The 14,477-nt window shown below is 71.3% G+C and carries 13 protein-coding genes; 9 read left to right on the top strand and 4 right to left on the bottom strand.

Annotated features, from left to right (window positions below; all coding sequences use genetic code 11):
* The first annotated feature begins 103 nt into the window (after positions 1-103).
* Entirely contained in the window at positions 104-940 is an 837-nt protein-coding gene (locus F9C11_RS37225) for an LLM class F420-dependent oxidoreductase (protein ID WP_409182028.1), read from the top strand.
* 51 nt (positions 941-991) lie between these two features.
* Here the strand turns inward: F9C11_RS37225 and F9C11_RS37220 are convergent, their stop codons facing one another.
* The gene (locus tag F9C11_RS37220) at positions 992-2,992 is read right to left on the bottom strand and encodes an acyl-CoA dehydrogenase family protein (RefSeq protein ID WP_409182027.1); all 2,001 of its coding nucleotides are present in this window, start codon (positions 2,990-2,992) and stop codon (positions 992-994) included.
* A 144-nt stretch (positions 2,993-3,136) separates the two neighbouring features.
* Here F9C11_RS37220 and kstR point away from each other — a divergent pair, with 144 nt between their 5' ends.
* From kstR to F9C11_RS37190, 6 genes are all read left to right on the top strand, one after another.
* Positions 3,137-3,775 carry a cholesterol catabolism transcriptional regulator KstR gene (kstR, locus tag F9C11_RS37215; RefSeq protein ID WP_409182026.1) on the top strand — a complete coding sequence of 213 codons (639 nt, stop codon included), beginning with the start codon at positions 3,137-3,139 and terminating at the stop codon, positions 3,773-3,775.
* 300 nt (positions 3,776-4,075) lie between these two features.
* Positions 4,076-6,811 carry a DEAD/DEAH box helicase gene (locus F9C11_RS37210; protein WP_409182025.1) on the top strand — a complete coding sequence of 912 codons (2,736 nt, stop codon included), beginning with the start codon at positions 4,076-4,078 and terminating at the stop codon, positions 6,809-6,811.
* On the top strand, positions 6,811-7,962 hold the full coding sequence (locus F9C11_RS37205; protein WP_409182024.1) for an SWIM zinc finger family protein: 1,152 nt from the start codon (positions 6,811-6,813) through the stop codon (positions 7,960-7,962). Before F9C11_RS37210 ends, F9C11_RS37205 begins: the two co-directional genes overlap by 1 nt.
* 58 nt (positions 7,963-8,020) lie before the next feature.
* The gene (locus F9C11_RS37200; protein WP_409182023.1) at positions 8,021-8,842 is read left to right on the top strand and encodes an SDR family NAD(P)-dependent oxidoreductase; all 822 of its coding nucleotides are present in this window, start codon (positions 8,021-8,023) and stop codon (positions 8,840-8,842) included.
* Between the two features lies 1 nt (position 8,843).
* Positions 8,844-9,395 carry a TetR/AcrR family transcriptional regulator C-terminal ligand-binding domain-containing protein gene (locus F9C11_RS37195; protein WP_409182022.1) on the top strand — a complete coding sequence of 184 codons (552 nt, stop codon included), beginning with the start codon at positions 8,844-8,846 and terminating at the stop codon, positions 9,393-9,395.
* 9 nt (positions 9,396-9,404) lie between these two features.
* Positions 9,405-9,743 (top strand): hypothetical protein, encoded by a 339-nt coding sequence (locus F9C11_RS37190; RefSeq protein WP_409182021.1) that lies wholly within the window; start codon positions 9,405-9,407, stop codon positions 9,741-9,743.
* Here the strand turns inward: F9C11_RS37190 and F9C11_RS37185 are convergent.
* Positions 9,729-10,439: a helix-turn-helix transcriptional regulator gene (locus F9C11_RS37185; RefSeq protein WP_409182020.1), complete on the bottom strand. Its 711-nt coding sequence runs from the start codon at positions 10,437-10,439 to the stop codon at positions 9,729-9,731. The genes F9C11_RS37190 and F9C11_RS37185 overlap by 15 nt on opposite strands.
* Positions 10,440-10,581: 142 nt before the next feature.
* Here F9C11_RS37185 and folE point away from each other — a divergent pair, with 142 nt between their 5' ends.
* Positions 10,582-11,184, top strand: coding sequence for a GTP cyclohydrolase I FolE (gene folE, locus F9C11_RS37180; RefSeq protein ID WP_182890725.1), 603 nt, complete (start codon positions 10,582-10,584; stop codon positions 11,182-11,184).
* Here folE and F9C11_RS37175 read toward each other — a convergent pair.
* Positions 11,148-12,386 carry an alpha/beta hydrolase fold domain-containing protein gene (locus F9C11_RS37175; protein WP_409182019.1) on the bottom strand — a complete coding sequence of 413 codons (1,239 nt, stop codon included), beginning with the start codon at positions 12,384-12,386 and terminating at the stop codon, positions 11,148-11,150. The two genes, folE and F9C11_RS37175, sit on opposite strands and share 37 nt — an antisense overlap.
* Before the next feature lie 59 nt (positions 12,387-12,445).
* On the opposite strand from F9C11_RS37175, the gene F9C11_RS37170 reads away from it, so the two are divergent.
* Complete coding sequence (locus F9C11_RS37170) at positions 12,446-13,840, top strand: WS/DGAT/MGAT family O-acyltransferase (protein ID WP_409182018.1); 1,395 nt, start codon at positions 12,446-12,448, stop codon at positions 13,838-13,840.
* 7 nt (positions 13,841-13,847) lie between these two features.
* Here F9C11_RS37170 and F9C11_RS37165 read toward each other — a convergent pair whose 3' ends face one another.
* Positions 13,848-14,411, bottom strand: coding sequence for a hypothetical protein (locus F9C11_RS37165; protein ID WP_409182017.1), 564 nt, complete (start codon positions 14,409-14,411; stop codon positions 13,848-13,850).
* Positions 14,412-14,477 lie beyond the last annotated feature (66 nt).

The raw sequence follows: 14,477 nt of genomic DNA, 5'->3' as shown, positions 1-14,477 counted from the left end.
GCCTCCCTATTCAACGGGTGATGATTTAACGCTAGCGGACAGGGCCGGTGATCTGTCAACAGCCCGCGGGAATACCTGCCCGATCCGCGGAGTAGAAGGAGGCATGGATTTCGGGATCTCGACGTTCGTGACCGACGAAGGCATCCGGCCCGACGTGCTGGGCGAGGCAGCGGAGGAGCGCGGGTTCGCGTCGCTCTTCCTCGCGGAGCACTCGCACATCCCGGCGAGCCGCGAAACGCCCTACCCCAGCGGCGGCGAACTGCCGCGCGTCTACTACCGCACGCTCGACCCGTTCGTCGCGCTGACCGCGGCCGCGGTGAACACCTCGAACCTGCAGCTGGGCACCGGCGTCGCGCTGCTGATCCAGCGCGACATCATCCACACCGCGAAGGAGGTGGCGTCGCTCGACCTGGTGTCGCGCGGGCGCGTCGTCTTCGGCGTCGGCGCCGGCTGGAACCGGGAGGAAATGGTCAACCACGGCACCGATCCGAAGACCCGGGGCGCGCTGCTGAACGAGCAGATCCAGGTGCTCAAGCAGATCTGGACGCAGGAGCAGGCCGAGTTCCACGGCAAGCACTTCGACTTCGACCCGTTCTTCGCGTGGCCGAAGCCGGTGCAGACGCCGCATCCGCCGATCTACGTCGGCGGCGCGAGCGACGCGGCGCTGAAGCGGCTGGTCGAGCACGGCGACGGCTGGATTCCCAACCCCGCGGTGACGCCGGACGAGGTGCGCCGCGTGCGCCGGCATCTCGCGGACGCGGGGCGCGCGGACCTGCCGTCGACGCTCTTCGGCGGACCGGCCGACGCGGACGCGATCAAGCAGTACGCCGACGCCGGGCTGAACCAGTACGGGTTCATGCTGCCGACGCTGCCGGAGGCGGAAACGCTGGCGCTGCTGGACGAATACGCCCAGCTCGCCGCCGCTCACCGGGCGGAATAACGGGTGCTGAAGGGCCCCTCGATGCCCTCGAGGGGCCCTTCGCCGACTCGGTCAGCGCGGCAGGCCGAGCACGCGTTCCGCGGCGGCGGACAACAGGACTTGCGTGGTGCCGCCCGCGATGGACAAGCAGCGGGTGAGCAGAAACTCTTGCGCCGCCGGGGTTTCCGCGACCAGCTCCGGTGCGAGTTCGAGCGCGAACTCGGCCGTTTCCTGCCGATGCCGTACCCCGAGCAGTTTCCCCACCGAAGATTCCGCACCCGGGCCGAGGCCGTCCAACCGTCGCAGTGTCGCGCGCAGATCGAGCACCGAACACGCGCTGCCCTGTCCGATCAACGCGCCGAGCCGGTCGCGGTCCACGTCCTCCGGCGCGGATTCGAGCAGCGCCTCCACGTTTTCGCCGACCGCCGAACCCCGGCCCAGCGCGACGCGTTCGTTCGCCAGCGTCGTGCGCGCCAGTTTCCAGCCCGCGCCGGGTTCGCCGACGACATCGGCGTCCGGGACGAACACGTCGTCCAGGAAAACCTCGTTGAACACGCTCCGCCCGGTGATCTCGCGCAGCGGGCGCGTGGTGATCCCGGCGGCGCGCATGTCGACCAGGAAGTACGTGATTCCCTTGTGTTTCGGCACGTCCGGGTCGGTGCGCGCGAGACAGATCGCCCAATCCGCCTGGCGGGCGAGCGACGTCCACACCTTCTGCCCGGTCAGCAGCCAGCCGCCGTCCGTCCGGCGCGCCACGGTGCGCAGCGAGGCGAGGTCCGAGCCCGCACCGGGCTCGCTGAACAGCTGACACCACGTGACCTCGCCGCGCAGCGTCGGCTTGGCGAAGCGTTCGCGCTGGTCGTCGGTGCCGTGCGCGAGGATGGTCGGCACCGCCCAGCCGCCGATCACCAGGTCCGGCCGTCGGACGTCCGCTTCGGCCAGCGCGGCGTCGATCCGCAGCTGCGTCGCTGCGTCCGCGCCCATTCCGTACGGCTGCGGCCAATGCGGGGCGAGCAATCCGGAGTCCGCCAGCGCGGTGCGGCGGTTTTCTTCCGGCAGCGCGGCGATTTCCGCGACCAGCCGGGTGATCTCGGCGTCTTCGCCGACGTTGACCCCGAGCGTCCGCCGCTTTCCGGCCAACGCCAGGTCCGCAGCCCGCTTCCGCCATCGCGGAGAACCGCCGAGCCATTGCCGCAACGCCAACGCGCGGCGCAGGTACAGGTGTGCCTCGTGCTCCCAGGTGAACCCGATTCCGCCGAGCACCTGAATGCAGTCCTTCGCATTCTCGACCGCGGCGTCCAACGCCACCGCGGCAGCGCTCGCGACGGCCAGCGGATCACCGACGGCCGAGGCCGCGTCCCAGGCCAGCGCTTCGGCCGCTTCGGTGCGGCACAACATCTCCGCGCAGAGGTGTTTCACCGCCTGGAAAGCGCCGATCACCTGGCCGAATTGCTCCCGGACCTTGGCGTATTCGACGGCGGTGGTCAGGCACCAGCGCGTCACGCCCGCGGCTTCCGCGACCGCGAGCGTCGCGGCGAGATCGCGGACGTCCGGCAGGTCCAGCACCTCGCCCTCCGCGGTGGCGCTGACCCGCCCCAGCGACCGGGAAAAGTCGAAGGGAGCCAACGGTTCCACCGCCGTTCCGGGCGGGACCAAGACGTACTGTCCGCCGCGCGGCACGAGCAGCCACGACTCAGCGTCCGCACCGGGTACGGCCGCCGATTCTTCGAGCTGCACCGCGACCCGCGCGGTGCCGTCGGCGATCTCGGCGGCGAGTTCCTTCGCGTGCTCCGCGAGCAGCAGCCCGGCCAGCGCGGTGCTCAGCAGCGGCCCCGGCACCAGCGCTTCCGCCGCGGCGGCGAGCCCCGCCGCGAGGTCGGCGACGGTCCCGTCCGCGCCGTTCACCGACGCGGGCAGCGCGATGCCGGCGAGGCCGAGCGCGGCGAACCCGTCCGGCAGACTGGCGCCCGCGGTTTCGGCCGCGCGCACGGCGGCGATCGGATCGTGTGCCGCCGCCCAGTCCCGCACGGCGGCGGCGAGCGCGGTTTGTTCCTCGGTGAGCGCGACCGGCATCGGTCTCCTCCTCGCGGGGTACAGAGCTACTGGCGAGTGTAGAACGTGTTACAGTTTTTCCGCCAGGCGGTCGCGAGTTGAACCTTTCTCCAGGGCAGGTACGCTTACCCGGAAACTGGAACGAGTTCCGTAAGGCAAAGGGGAATGGCGATGCCGGGGAAGGCGAAGGCGCCGGCGGCGAAAACGCGGGCGAACGGCCTCGGCGCGATGGGCGAGGAACTGGGCTCCGCGGCCCAGCGGGACCGCCGCCGCCGCATCATCGACGCGACGCTGGCGCTGGCCTCCAAGGGCGGCTACGACGCGGTGCAGATGCGCGCGGTAGCCGAGAAGGCCGACGTCGCGCTGGGCACGCTGTACCGGTATTTCCCGTCGAAGATTCACCTGCTCGTGTCGGGCCTGGCGCAGCAGTTCGAGGCGGCGCACGAGAAGATCCAGCGCAGTGCGATCCCCGGCGAAACGCCCGCCGAGCGCCTGATGTTCGTCCTGGGCCGCAACACCCGCCTGATGCAGCGCGACCCGCATTTGACCGAGGCGATGGTGCGCGCGTTCATGTTCGCCGACACGTCCGCGGCCGCGGAGGTGGAACTGGTCGGCCGCCTGATGGAGGACATGTTCGCGAGCGCGATGGGCATCGACGACCCAACGGAGGCGGACCGAGACATCTTCCACGTGGTGGCCGACGTGTGGATGGCGAACCTGGTCGCCTGGGTGACCCGCCGCGCCTCCGCGGCGGACGTGGCCAGCCGCCTGGAACTTTCCGTCCACCTCCTGCTGGACAAGTAACCGCCCTCACGACCACCCCGCCACCGCCACCGCGCGCCGCCAGCCCCCACCCACCCAAGCCGCGCACCAAAACCGCACCGCCGCACCCAACGAGCGAGGCACCCACCCCTCCCCCCGCCCCCGATACGAAGCCTCCCTGCGGTTCGGGGGTGCTTGTCAAGGCATCTTTCCCGCCTTGACAAGCACCCCCGAACCGTCAGCACAATCAAACTTCGGGGGCTCCACGCACCCCATCACCAGCAATGTCGCCCGCCAGGGCGACGAGCAGAATTGTCAGACCAACCAGCTACCGTGCGAGGGGTGGAGTTCGACCAGACCACCCAAGCCACCTACCTCCCCTCCGACCCCCCGCGCGAGGGAGTTCTGGCCCTGTGGGGCGACGAGATCGAGGGAGACACCCCGATCCAGCTCGTCCTGCCCGGCGGCGGGAAATTCGCCCGCACCGAGGTGGTCGCGCGGCTCGTGCCGCTGGCGAAGGCCATCCCGCGGCTGCTCGTGCTGCCGGACGAAACCAGTCCGGCGCTGGCGGCGTGGTCGGCGGTGGTCAACGCCGGGGTCAACCTCGTAGCGCGCGGACGGCTACGACCGGCGGCCACTCCGAGCGGCCTAGCCACTTGGCGCGTAGGCCCGCTAGACGCAGCGGACGAGGAACTCCTGCGCGGCCTCGCCGCAGCGTTGCCCCCGGAAGCACACGCCCTCCCGCTTTCCGGCGTCAAACGCATCCGGCTGCACTCGCCGGAATCGCTCGTTCGCGCAGTGTGGGACGCAGCAGCGGACGTGCTGGTGCGCAGCCCGGCGGCGGCGGTCGGATCCGGCGGGGCGGCGTTCGCGGAAGTGCAGCCCACGCTGCTGGACCCGGACGGCGCGGCCTGGCTCACCGAGTTGGAAGCCCGCCGCCCGGACGGCGCGCAACTGCTGTTGCGGATCGAAGCGACCGACGAGGAATTCTCCGGAGTCCTGGCCGTCCGGTCCACCCTCGAACCGAGTCTGGTCGTCGAAGCGGCCACGCTGTGGGACGCGCCCGAGGCGGTTCTGCACCGGCTGGGCGACCAGGTGGAAACGCAGCTTCTGCTCGGCCTGCGGCGAGGCGCGCGAGCCTGGCCGCCGCTGGGCCGGATCCTGTCCGAACCGGCGCCGACCACGCTGCCGCTGTCCGACGACGAGGTGGTCGACCTGCTCGGCACCGGTGCTCGCGACCTTGGCGGCGCGGGCATCGAGGTGCTGTGGCCCAAGGACCTTTTCGCCGGGGAAGTGCGGGCGAAGGCGAGCGTCACGCAGACTCCGGCGAGCGAATCCGGTCCGGCGTTCCCGCTCAACGGCCTGCTGGAGTTCCGCTGGCGGCTCAGCCTCGGCGGCAGCGAACTCACCGACGAGGAGGTGGCGGCTCTCGCCGAGGCCAAGCGTCCGCTGGTCCGGCTGCGCGGGCAGTGGGTGAAGCTCGATCCCGCGCTGCTGGCGCGGATGCGGGCCCGGCGATCGCGGCTCACCGGAGCCGAAGCGCTGGCCGCGGCGCTCACCGGTGAGCTGGAGGTCGACGGCGAACGCGTGGAGTTCGCGCCGCAGCCGGCGTTGTCCGGGCTCGCCGAACGCCTGCGGGAAAGGGAGCCCGCACCGGTCGAGGAACCGGTGGGGCTCACCGCCACCCTGCGGCCGTATCAACGGGCCGGGCTGGGCTGGCTCGTCGCGATGACCGACCTCGGCCTCGGCGCGTGTCTCGCCGACGATATGGGGCTGGGCAAGACAATCCAGCTCATCGCCCTGCACCTGCACCGCCGCGCGCTGGCCGCGGGTCCGACGCTCGTGCTGTGCCCGACTTCGCTGCTGGGCAACTGGGAACGCGAGTTCGGCAAGTTCGCGCCGGACGTTCCGGTGCGCCGGTTCCACGGCGGCGGACGGCATCTCGACGACCTGGCCCCGGACGAGGTCGTGCTCGCCACGTACGGGGTGCTGCGCCGCGACCGGGAGCTGCTGTCCGAAGTGGACTGGGGCATGGTCGCCGCGGACGAGGCGCAACACGTCAAGAACCCGTTGTCCGCCACGGCGAAAGAGCTGCGGCAAGTGCCCGCGGCAGCCCGCGTGGCGCTCACCGGCACGCCGGTGGAGAACCGGCTCACCGAACTGTGGTCGCTGCTCGACTGGACCACGCCGGGGCTGCTCGGCCCGCTGGAGAAGTTCCGCCGCACGGTGGCGCGGCCGATCGAACGGGACCGCGACGAGACGGTCACCGGACGGCTCGCCGCGACGGTCCGGCCGTTTCTGTTGCGCCGCCGCAAAACCGACCCGGACATCGCGCCGGAGCTGCCGCGGAAAACCGAGACCGACCGGTACGTCCCGCTCACCGCCGAGCAGACCACGCTGTACGAGGCGGTGGTGCGGGAGAACCTGGCGCAAATCCGGGAGGCGCAAGGGGTGCAGCGGCGCGGCCAGGTGCTGAAGCTGCTCACCGAACTGAAGCAGATCTGCAACCATCCGGCGCACTACCTCAAGGAAAGCGCCGGCGTGCTGAGCGGGAGGTCGGGCAAGCTCGCCGCGTTCGAGGAACTGCTCGACGTCATTCTCGACGAGGGCGAGAGCGTGCTGGTGTTCAGCCAGTACGTGCGGCTGTGCCGGTTGCTGGAGCGGAGGCTCGCCGAACGCGGGCTGCCGACGGCGCTGCTGTCCGGCGAGGTCGGGCCGAAGCAGCGCGACGAGATGGTGGCCGCGTTCCAGTCCGGCGAGGTGCCGGTGTTCCTGTTGTCGCTCAAGGCGGGCGGCGTCGGGCTCAACCTCACCCAGGCCACGCACGTGATCCACTACGACCGGTGGTGGAACCCGGCGGTCGAGGACCAGGCCACCGACCGCGCGTACCGGATCGGGCAGGACCGGCCGGTGCAGGTGCACCGGCTGATCGCCGAGGGCACGCTCGAGGAACGCGTCGCCGCGGTGCTGGAAACCAAGCGCGGGCTGGCCGACGCGGTCGTCGGGGCGGGGGAGGACTGGATCACCGAACTGTCCGACGACCAGCTCGCCGACCTCGTCCGGCTCGGGAGCGGCTGATGCCGCCGCGGCGGACGTTCGGGAGCCGGTGGTGGGGCCGGGCGTGGGTGGAAGCGCTGGAGCAGCGGGCGAAACTGGACCCGAACCGGCTGCCGCGCGGGCGGACGTACGCGCGCAAGGGCGTCGTGGACGAGCTGGCGGTCAGCGCGGGCGAGATCACCGCGTGGGTGCGGGGAAGCCGTCCGGAGCCGTACCGCGTCGCCATCCGGATGCGCGAGTTCAGCGCGCGGGAGTGGGAGCAGCTGCTCGACGTCGCCGGCCGCCGGCTCGGGCACGCCGCCGCGCTGCTCGACGGCGAACTGCCGGAGGAGCTGGCCGTCCAGGCGCGCGAGGCCGGGGCCGACCTGCTGCCCGGTCCCGGCGACCTGCGGCCGCGCTGTTCCTGTCCGGACAGCGCGAATCCGTGCAAGCACGTGGCGGCGGTGTACTACCTGGTCGCCGACGAGGTGGACGCCGATCCGTTCGTGCTGTTCACCCTGCGCGGCCGGGGCCGGGACGAGGTTTTGGCTCAGCTGCGCGAAATGCGGACCCCGAGCGCCCGCCAGGTTCGCGCCCCTGAAGTCGGACTGACGCCGAAAAAGGCGTACTCGCGGCGGATCGCGCCGCTGCCGCCGTTGCCCGCCGTCCCCGGCGAACCCGGTCCGCCCGCGGTGCTCGACCTCGATCCGCCCGCCCGCACCGGCCTCACGTCCGCCGCCCTCGCCGCGCTGGCCGCCGACGCCGCGTCGCTCGCGCTCGACCTCCTGCACACGCGGGATGCCTTGGCGGACTTGACCTTTGCCGAGGACCTGGCCCGCCGCGCGGCCCGGCCGGGTGCCGACGTGTTCGGGCTCGCCGAGGCCGCCGGCGTCGCGCCGTCGGAGCTGATCGTGGCGGCGCAGGCGTGGCGGGAGGGCGGCCGGAGCGGGCTGGCGGTGCTGCGGGAGACGTGGAGTCCCGGCCCCGGCCCGATGGCGGCGGCGCGCGCGGAACTCGCGGAACTGCCGGGGGAGGTGAAGGTGTGGCGCAACCGGGTGACGGTCGGGCCGGTGCAGCTGCGCTACGGCCGGGACAGCCGGTGGTACCGGTTCGTGCGGGTCGCCGGGCAGTGGTGGCCGGACGGACCTCCGGCCGGGCAGCCGGTCGATCTCGCCTATCCCGCGGAGAGCTGATTCACTTACGCACAGTGAAACGAGACGGTGCGTCTCGTTTCGTGCTAGCGTCTGCGGCATGACGAGAACCTGGGTGATCACCGGCGCCAGTCGCGGACTGGGCCGGGCGCTGGCGCTGGCCGCCGCGGAAGCGGGCGGCCGGGTGCTGGCGACCGTCCGCGCGCCGGGCAGTGCGCCGGAGCACCGGAACGTCGTCGAGCACGTGCTCGACGTGCGGAACCGGGCAGCCGCGCGGGAAACCGTGCAGCGGGCGGTGACCGAGCTGGGCGGACTGGACGTCGTGGTGAACAACGCCGGATACGGGCTGGTCGGCATGGCCGAGGAGGTAAGCGAGACCGAAGCGCGGGACATCCTGGAGACGAATCTGCTGGGCGCGTTGTGGCTGACTCAGGCGGCGCTGCCGGTGCTGCGGGAACAGCGGTCGGGGCACGTCGTGCAGATTTCCTCGGTCGGCGGCGCCGGTTCGGTGCCCGGCTTCGGGCTGTACAGCGCGAGCAAATGGGGTCTGGAGGGGATGAGCGAGGCGCTCGCGCAGGAGGTCGCGGAGTTCGGCGTGCGGGTGAGCATCGTCGAACCGGGCGGGATGGACACCGAATGGGCGACCGGCAGCATGCGGTTCGCCGCCCCGAACCCGGCGTACGACGGGCTGCGCGAGCGGATGTTCGGCACGACGGCCGTGCCGTGGGCGGCCACCGGCACCGGCGGCGGCACCCCGCCCGCGGAGATCGCCGCGGAGATCCTGCGGCACGTCAACGACCCCGCCGACCAGCGGCTGCGCGTTCTGACCGGAGCCGATGCCCCCGGGATGGTCGCGACCGCGCTGTCGGGCCGGCTGACGGATTACCGGCAGGACAAGCGTTTCGCCGACGCGGAGAGCTGACGTGGCCCGCGCCAGCACCCGGGCCCGCGTGCACGCCGCGGTGCTCTCGCTGGCCGCCGAATCCGGTTTCGGCGGCCTGACCATGGAGGGCATCGCGGCCCGCGCGGGCGCCGGAAAGCAAACGCTGTACCGCACGTGGTCCTCGCCCGCCGCGGTCCTGCTGGACGCGCTGCTGGAACAAACCCTCGACGCCTCCGGCGAAGTCGCCATCCCCGACACCGGCGACCTGCGGGCGGACCTGGAAACCTTGGTGCGCGGCATGATCGCCGAACTGACCGATCCGGCGACAGACCGCCTGCTCCGCGCCGTGACCGCGGAACTGCAAACCGATCCGGCCATCGGCGCCGAAGTCCTGGACCGCCTGCTGGGCCCGCAACTGCGCGCGCTTGCCGACCGCCTGGCCCGCACGGAGATCGAAGCCCCGGAGGACGGCGCGGAACTGCTGCTGGGCCCGGTTTTCCACCGCTGGCTGCTGCGCACCCGGCCGTTCACGGAGGACTGGCCGGCCGCGCACGCGGAGCGGGTGCTGCGCGCGGTGTCGTCCGGCGGCTAGTTTTGCGCAGTGCCAAGAAAGACAGCGCGCCCCGACCCCGGCAGGTGGGCGCGGCAACGCCCGCTCATGCTCGGCCATTGCCAGGCTTGGAAAGCTGACCTCGAAGCTCTCGGCTCGGCGCGCGATGTGGTCGTGGAGCTGTACCCGGAGTCCGCGCCGACCACCGGCTGGAACTGGTTTCTTTCCTTCGACATCGACGGCATCGAGTTCGAAGCGTTCGTCGCGGCCGATCTCTCCACGGCCGCCTTCGAAGACGTTCGGGGCGTCTTCGAAGACCACGTCAAGTTCGACGACATCCCGGACTACCTCGCCCGCCGGCTGAAGCAGGCCAGGTCAGCTACCGCCTGACTCCGTCCCTCGAAGCTCCACGCAACACCCGCCGTCGCGAGGCGGGATCCGGGCCGTCGACACCCCTGGGACCTGCAGTCCTTTCACGACGCCGGTCAAGAAGCGGTCCGTCATTCCGCACACCAGGTCGGGCGCGCGCTTGGCCAGCGGCTGGAACGGGCAGTTGCGCAGCCGCAGGCAGACCGGTGTCTCGCGGTTCGGCTCGAAACCGTGCCGGGCCAGGACCGTGCTCGTCAGCGTCAGCCCGCGTTCGGTGCCGAGGCGGCCCGGCTTGGCACGTTCGCGTTCGGCCGCGCCTGCCGCGGAGCCGTGCCGTCCGGCCTCGCGCAGGGCGGCTTCCCGGGCCGGTTCGCCGGGAGCCGCCGACGCGACCGCGTCCACCAGGATCGCGGCCAGGACGTCCGGCTGCCGGGGCGGGATGGTGATCGCGAAGTCGGTCGCGGCGGGTTCGTAGACCTTCGGGGCGCGGCCCACTTTGCGCACGCCGCCGACGGTCTCGTAGCGGGCGCGCAGCAGCCCGGCCGTCACGAGCTTGTCCAGGTGGAACGCGGCCAGCTTGCGCGAAATGCCGACCGCGGCGGCCGCCTCCTCGCGCGTCACCGGGCGGCCGGCGTCGCGGATGAAGGCGTACATCCCCCGGCGCAGGTCCTCGTCCAGCGCCGCTACCGCGCGGATGGTCGCCAGGTCACTCGTCACACACCCACGATAACGCCCAGCGAGGTTCCCCGAACCCGCCACCTGGCTTGTTCACCTGGTCACATTGACTCCGCCGGGCAATAAGACAAAGATTTATCGGCGAAACCCTGTCCCACCGCCTCCCGAAGCCCGAGGATCGCCCATGCAGTCGTCCGGAACCGCCCTCCGCGTCGTCCACGAGCCCGTCCCCGGCTTCGACCTGGCCGCGGCCGAAAACGCGGCGGGGGACTTCCTGCGCGCGCTCGGCATCAGCCTCGACTCGGAAAGCCTGCGCGGCACCCCCGGCCGGATGGCCCGCGCGTACGCCGAGCTGTTCACGCCGCGCTCGTTCGACCTCACCACGTTCCCCAACGACGAGGGCTACGACGAGCTGGTGCTGGCCCGCGACATCCCGGTCCGGTCGGTCTGCGAACACCACCTGCTGCCGTTCATCGGGGTCGCGCACGTCGGGTACCTGCCGGGCGAGCGGATCCTCGGACTGTCGAAGCTGGCGCGGGTCGTCGAGCACTTCGCGTGCCGCCCGCAGGTGCAGGAACGGCTGACGAAGCAGATCGCGGGCTGGCTGGGCGACCAGCTGTCCCCGAAGGGCGTCGGCGTGGTGATCGAGGCCGAACACACCTGCATGACCCTGCGCGGCGTACAGGCGACCGGCTCGTCCACGGTGACGTCCACGCTGATGGGGACGCTCCGGGAGGACGCGCGGTCGCGTCAGGAGTTCTTCTCGTTGACCGGCGTGAACGCCTGAGCGTAAGCCCAGTCCAGGAAGTGCTCCACCCCGCGCACCACGTGCGTGCTGCGGATGGACGGGAACACGTCGAACGCGTGCTGCGCCCCGGCCAGTTCCGCGTACGCCACCGGATGGGCGGACTTGGCCCGCAGCCGGGCGACGAACTCCCGTGCCTCCGCAACCGGCACCAGCGAATCGTGTTTGCCGTGGATCACGAAGAACGGCGGGGCGTCCTCGGCGATCCGGTCCAGCGGGGACGCGGCGAGGTAGTCGTCCAGCCGGTGTTCCGGTGCGAACACTCGCCGGGCCATCAGGCTTTCCAGCCGGTACCGGCTTTCCGCCTCGCCGGTCGACGCGGCGATGTCGTACACGCCGTAGTGCGGCACGCAGGCCTGCACGCTCGTGTCCGCCTCCTCGAACCCGGGCTGCAGCGCCGGGTCGTTCTGGCTCAGCGCGAGCAGCGCGGCCAGGTGCCCGCCCGCCGAACCGCCGGTCACCGCGACAAAGCGGGGGTCGCCGCCGTACTCGGCGATGTGCTCGCGGATCCAGGCGAGCGCTTGTTTGGCCGCGACGATGTGCGCGGGCCAGCGCGCGGCGGGGGAGAGCGGGTAGTTGATGGCCACGCAGACCCAGCCGCGGCGGGCGAGGTGGCGCATCAGCGGCAGGCCCTGCTGCTCCTTGTTGCCGATGGTCCACGCGCCGCCGTGGATCTGCAGCAGCACCGGCGCGTCGCGGACCTTCTCGCGCGGACGGTAGACGTCCAGCAGGAAGCGTTTGCCGCCGGGGGCGTAGGCGACGTTGCGGTCGCGCACGACGTCCGGTTCGTGCATCCGGAACGGCATCAGCAGGCGTCCCCACGGCGTCGAGAAGTCCGACGGGTTCTCCAGCTGGTCCCGGTAGTCCTCGCCGAGCGCTTCGACGAGCGCGGCCTCGACCTCCAGCCGGGCCTTCAGCGACGTCCCGATGAGCGACGCGAAACCCGCCGCGGACAGCCCGGCCAGCGCCAGTCCGATCCGGTCGCTCGGGCGGCGCGCCCCGTGCCGCGCGACGTGCTGCACGGTGTCGGCCGCGGTGAGCGCGAGCAGGTGCGGCGCGAGTTCGCCGGTGAGCCAGCCGGCGAAGAACACCGGGATCGAGGTCGGCCGCGGTTTCGGCGGACGCAGGGCTAGTGCGGCGAGACCGAGCTGCGCCGCGCGGCGGGTCACGAAGTCCGGTTTCACCTGCCCGATGCTACCTCCGCCGAGCGCCGCCGCCAGGGTTCTGCCTTACGCTGGAACACATGCAGCGACTGAGCGGGCTGGACGCGAGCTTCCTCTACCTGGAGACGCCCTCGCAGGTCCTGCACGTCTGCGGCCTGCTCACCCTCGACGGCTCGACCATGCCCGGCGGCTACGCGTTCGCGGAGTTCAAGCGCCGCCTCGCCGAACGCGTCGCGGTGATCCCGGCGTTCCGCCGCAAACTCCACAATCCACTCTGGAACCTCAACCATCCGGTGTGGGTCGAGGACGAGGATTTCGACCTCGACAACCACGTGCACCGGATCGGCCTGCCCGCGCCGGGCGACGACCGCGAACTCGCCGAGCTGTGCGCGCACATCGCCGGGCAGCGGCTCGACCGGGCGCATCCGCTGTGGCAGTGCTACGTGATCGAGGGCCTGTCCGACGGACGGCTGGCGGTGCTGCTGAAGATGCACCACGCGAGCGTCGACGGCGTCGGCGGGGCGAGCCTGATCGGCTACCTGGCCGGGCTCGAGCCCGACGCGCCGCTGCCGGAGCTGCCCGCCGAGGAACGCCACAACGACGGTCTCCCGACCCGGCTGCGGCTGCTGCGCGAGAGCGCCGATTCGCTGCTGCACCGGCCGTTCGAGGTCGCCCGGTTGCTGCCGGAGCTGCTCGAACTGGTCCCGCGGTGGCTCGGCAAGGCGTTGCGCGGCAAGGGGATGCCGGTGCCCTTCACCGCACCGCGGACGTCGCTGAACGGCACCATCACCGGACACCGTTCGGTCGCGTTCGCGCAGCTGGACCTCGACGCGGTGAAGCAGGTGAAGAACGCTTTCGGCGTCACCGTGAACGACGTGGTGCTGGCGCTGGTCTCCGGTGCGCTGCGGCAATTCCTGCTCGGCCGTGGCGAGCTGCCGGGCGATCCGCTGGTCGCGACCGTTCCGGTGTCCGTGCACGAACGCACGGAACGCGATCGCGGCAGCAATCGCGTGTCCGCTTTTTTCGCTTCGCTGCCAACGCATCTGTCGGACCCGGCGGCGCGCGTGTTCTTTCTGGCCGAAGCGAATCGGCGGTCCAAGGACCACCATTACGACATCGACGCCGACATGCTCGCCGACTGGGCTCAATTCTCCCCGGCGACGGTCTTCGGACTCGGCGTGCGCGCGTACTCGGCGCTGCGGCTGGCCGAACGCCATCCGGTGGTGCACAACCTGATCATCTCCAACGTTCCCGGCCCGCCGATGCCGCTGTACCTGCTGGGCGCGCGGATCACCGGGCTGTACCCGCTGGGGCCGGTGTTCCACGGGGCGGGGCTCAACATCACAGTGCTGTCGAACGACGGCAAGGTCGGGGTCGGGTTGCTGGGGGCCAAGGAATTGGTGAAGGATTTGTGGCCGCTGGCGGACGCGTTGCCGGAGGCGATGGACGAATTGAGCAAGGCCGCGCCGGTCTGATCCGGGGTCAGGAACAGGCCTGCCGCAGCTCTTCGAGGTCGGAGACCAGTTTCCGGTTCATGGCTTTCGCGGCTTCGAGGTCCCGGTTGTCGATGTCGGTCGCGATCACCCGGGCGTCGCTGGCGGCGTTCCGGATACTGACGCGCACCCGGCTGGTGTCGGCTTCGTCGGCGGCATTGTCGAATTCGGCGCCGTAGCCGCGGAACTCCGCGGCCATCGCGCTGGCGTCGGACGTCCCGGCCAGGTTCGCGGTGATCGAGCGGATCACCCCGGCGGCCAGCCCGCATCCGGGGTCCGGGGCGGCCTTGGTCGTCGCCGGGTGCAGCGGTATCCGGGTGATCCTCGGTGCGTGCGGGATGGTGGTGGGGCTGGGTGACGGAGAGGCGGACTGCGCGGTCGTCTGCGGATGCACGGAATGGCGATCGAGCCAGGCTTTCAGCTCGTCCCAGTTGTGGATCCCGAACCAGGCCAGCAGGGCGAGCACCGCGGTCGCCACGCCAAGCCACTCCTTGACGTGCTTGGGGTCGCCGCCGGACGGCGTGCCGCCAGTGCTTTCAGACGTTTCAGACATCAGGCCCCCCTTTTTTCCGGAGGTCTAGTGTGGCAGATTTCGCATCTTTGGTCACCCTCCGTGTTG

The organism is Amycolatopsis sp. VS8301801F10 (assembly GCF_046195355.1).
In the GTDB taxonomy this organism is placed as follows: domain Bacteria; phylum Actinomycetota; class Actinomycetes; order Mycobacteriales; family Pseudonocardiaceae; genus Amycolatopsis.
The sequence above is the reverse complement of the archived record's forward strand: the minus strand, read 5'-3'. Positions and strand labels throughout refer to the sequence as shown.

Excerpts from the sequence above, each read along its gene's own strand:
- F9C11_RS37225 (WP_409182028.1), top strand. The coding sequence starts at position 104 with ATGGATTTCGGGATCTCGACGTTCGTGACCGACGAAGGCATCCGGCCC.
- F9C11_RS37220 (WP_409182027.1), bottom strand. The coding sequence starts at position 2,992 with ATGCCGGTCGCGCTCACCGAGGAACAAACCGCGCTCGCCGCCGCCGTG.
- kstR (WP_409182026.1), top strand. The coding sequence starts at position 3,137 with ATGGCGATGCCGGGGAAGGCGAAGGCGCCGGCGGCGAAAACGCGGGCG.
- F9C11_RS37205 (WP_409182024.1), top strand. The coding sequence starts at position 6,811 with ATGCCGCCGCGGCGGACGTTCGGGAGCCGGTGGTGGGGCCGGGCGTGG.
- F9C11_RS37200 (WP_409182023.1), top strand. The coding sequence starts at position 8,021 with ATGACGAGAACCTGGGTGATCACCGGCGCCAGTCGCGGACTGGGCCGG.
- folE (WP_182890725.1), top strand. The coding sequence starts at position 10,582 with ATGCAGTCGTCCGGAACCGCCCTCCGCGTCGTCCACGAGCCCGTCCCC.
- F9C11_RS37170 (WP_409182018.1), top strand. The coding sequence starts at position 12,446 with ATGCAGCGACTGAGCGGGCTGGACGCGAGCTTCCTCTACCTGGAGACG.
- F9C11_RS37165 (WP_409182017.1), bottom strand. The coding sequence starts at position 14,411 with ATGTCTGAAACGTCTGAAAGCACTGGCGGCACGCCGTCCGGCGGCGAC.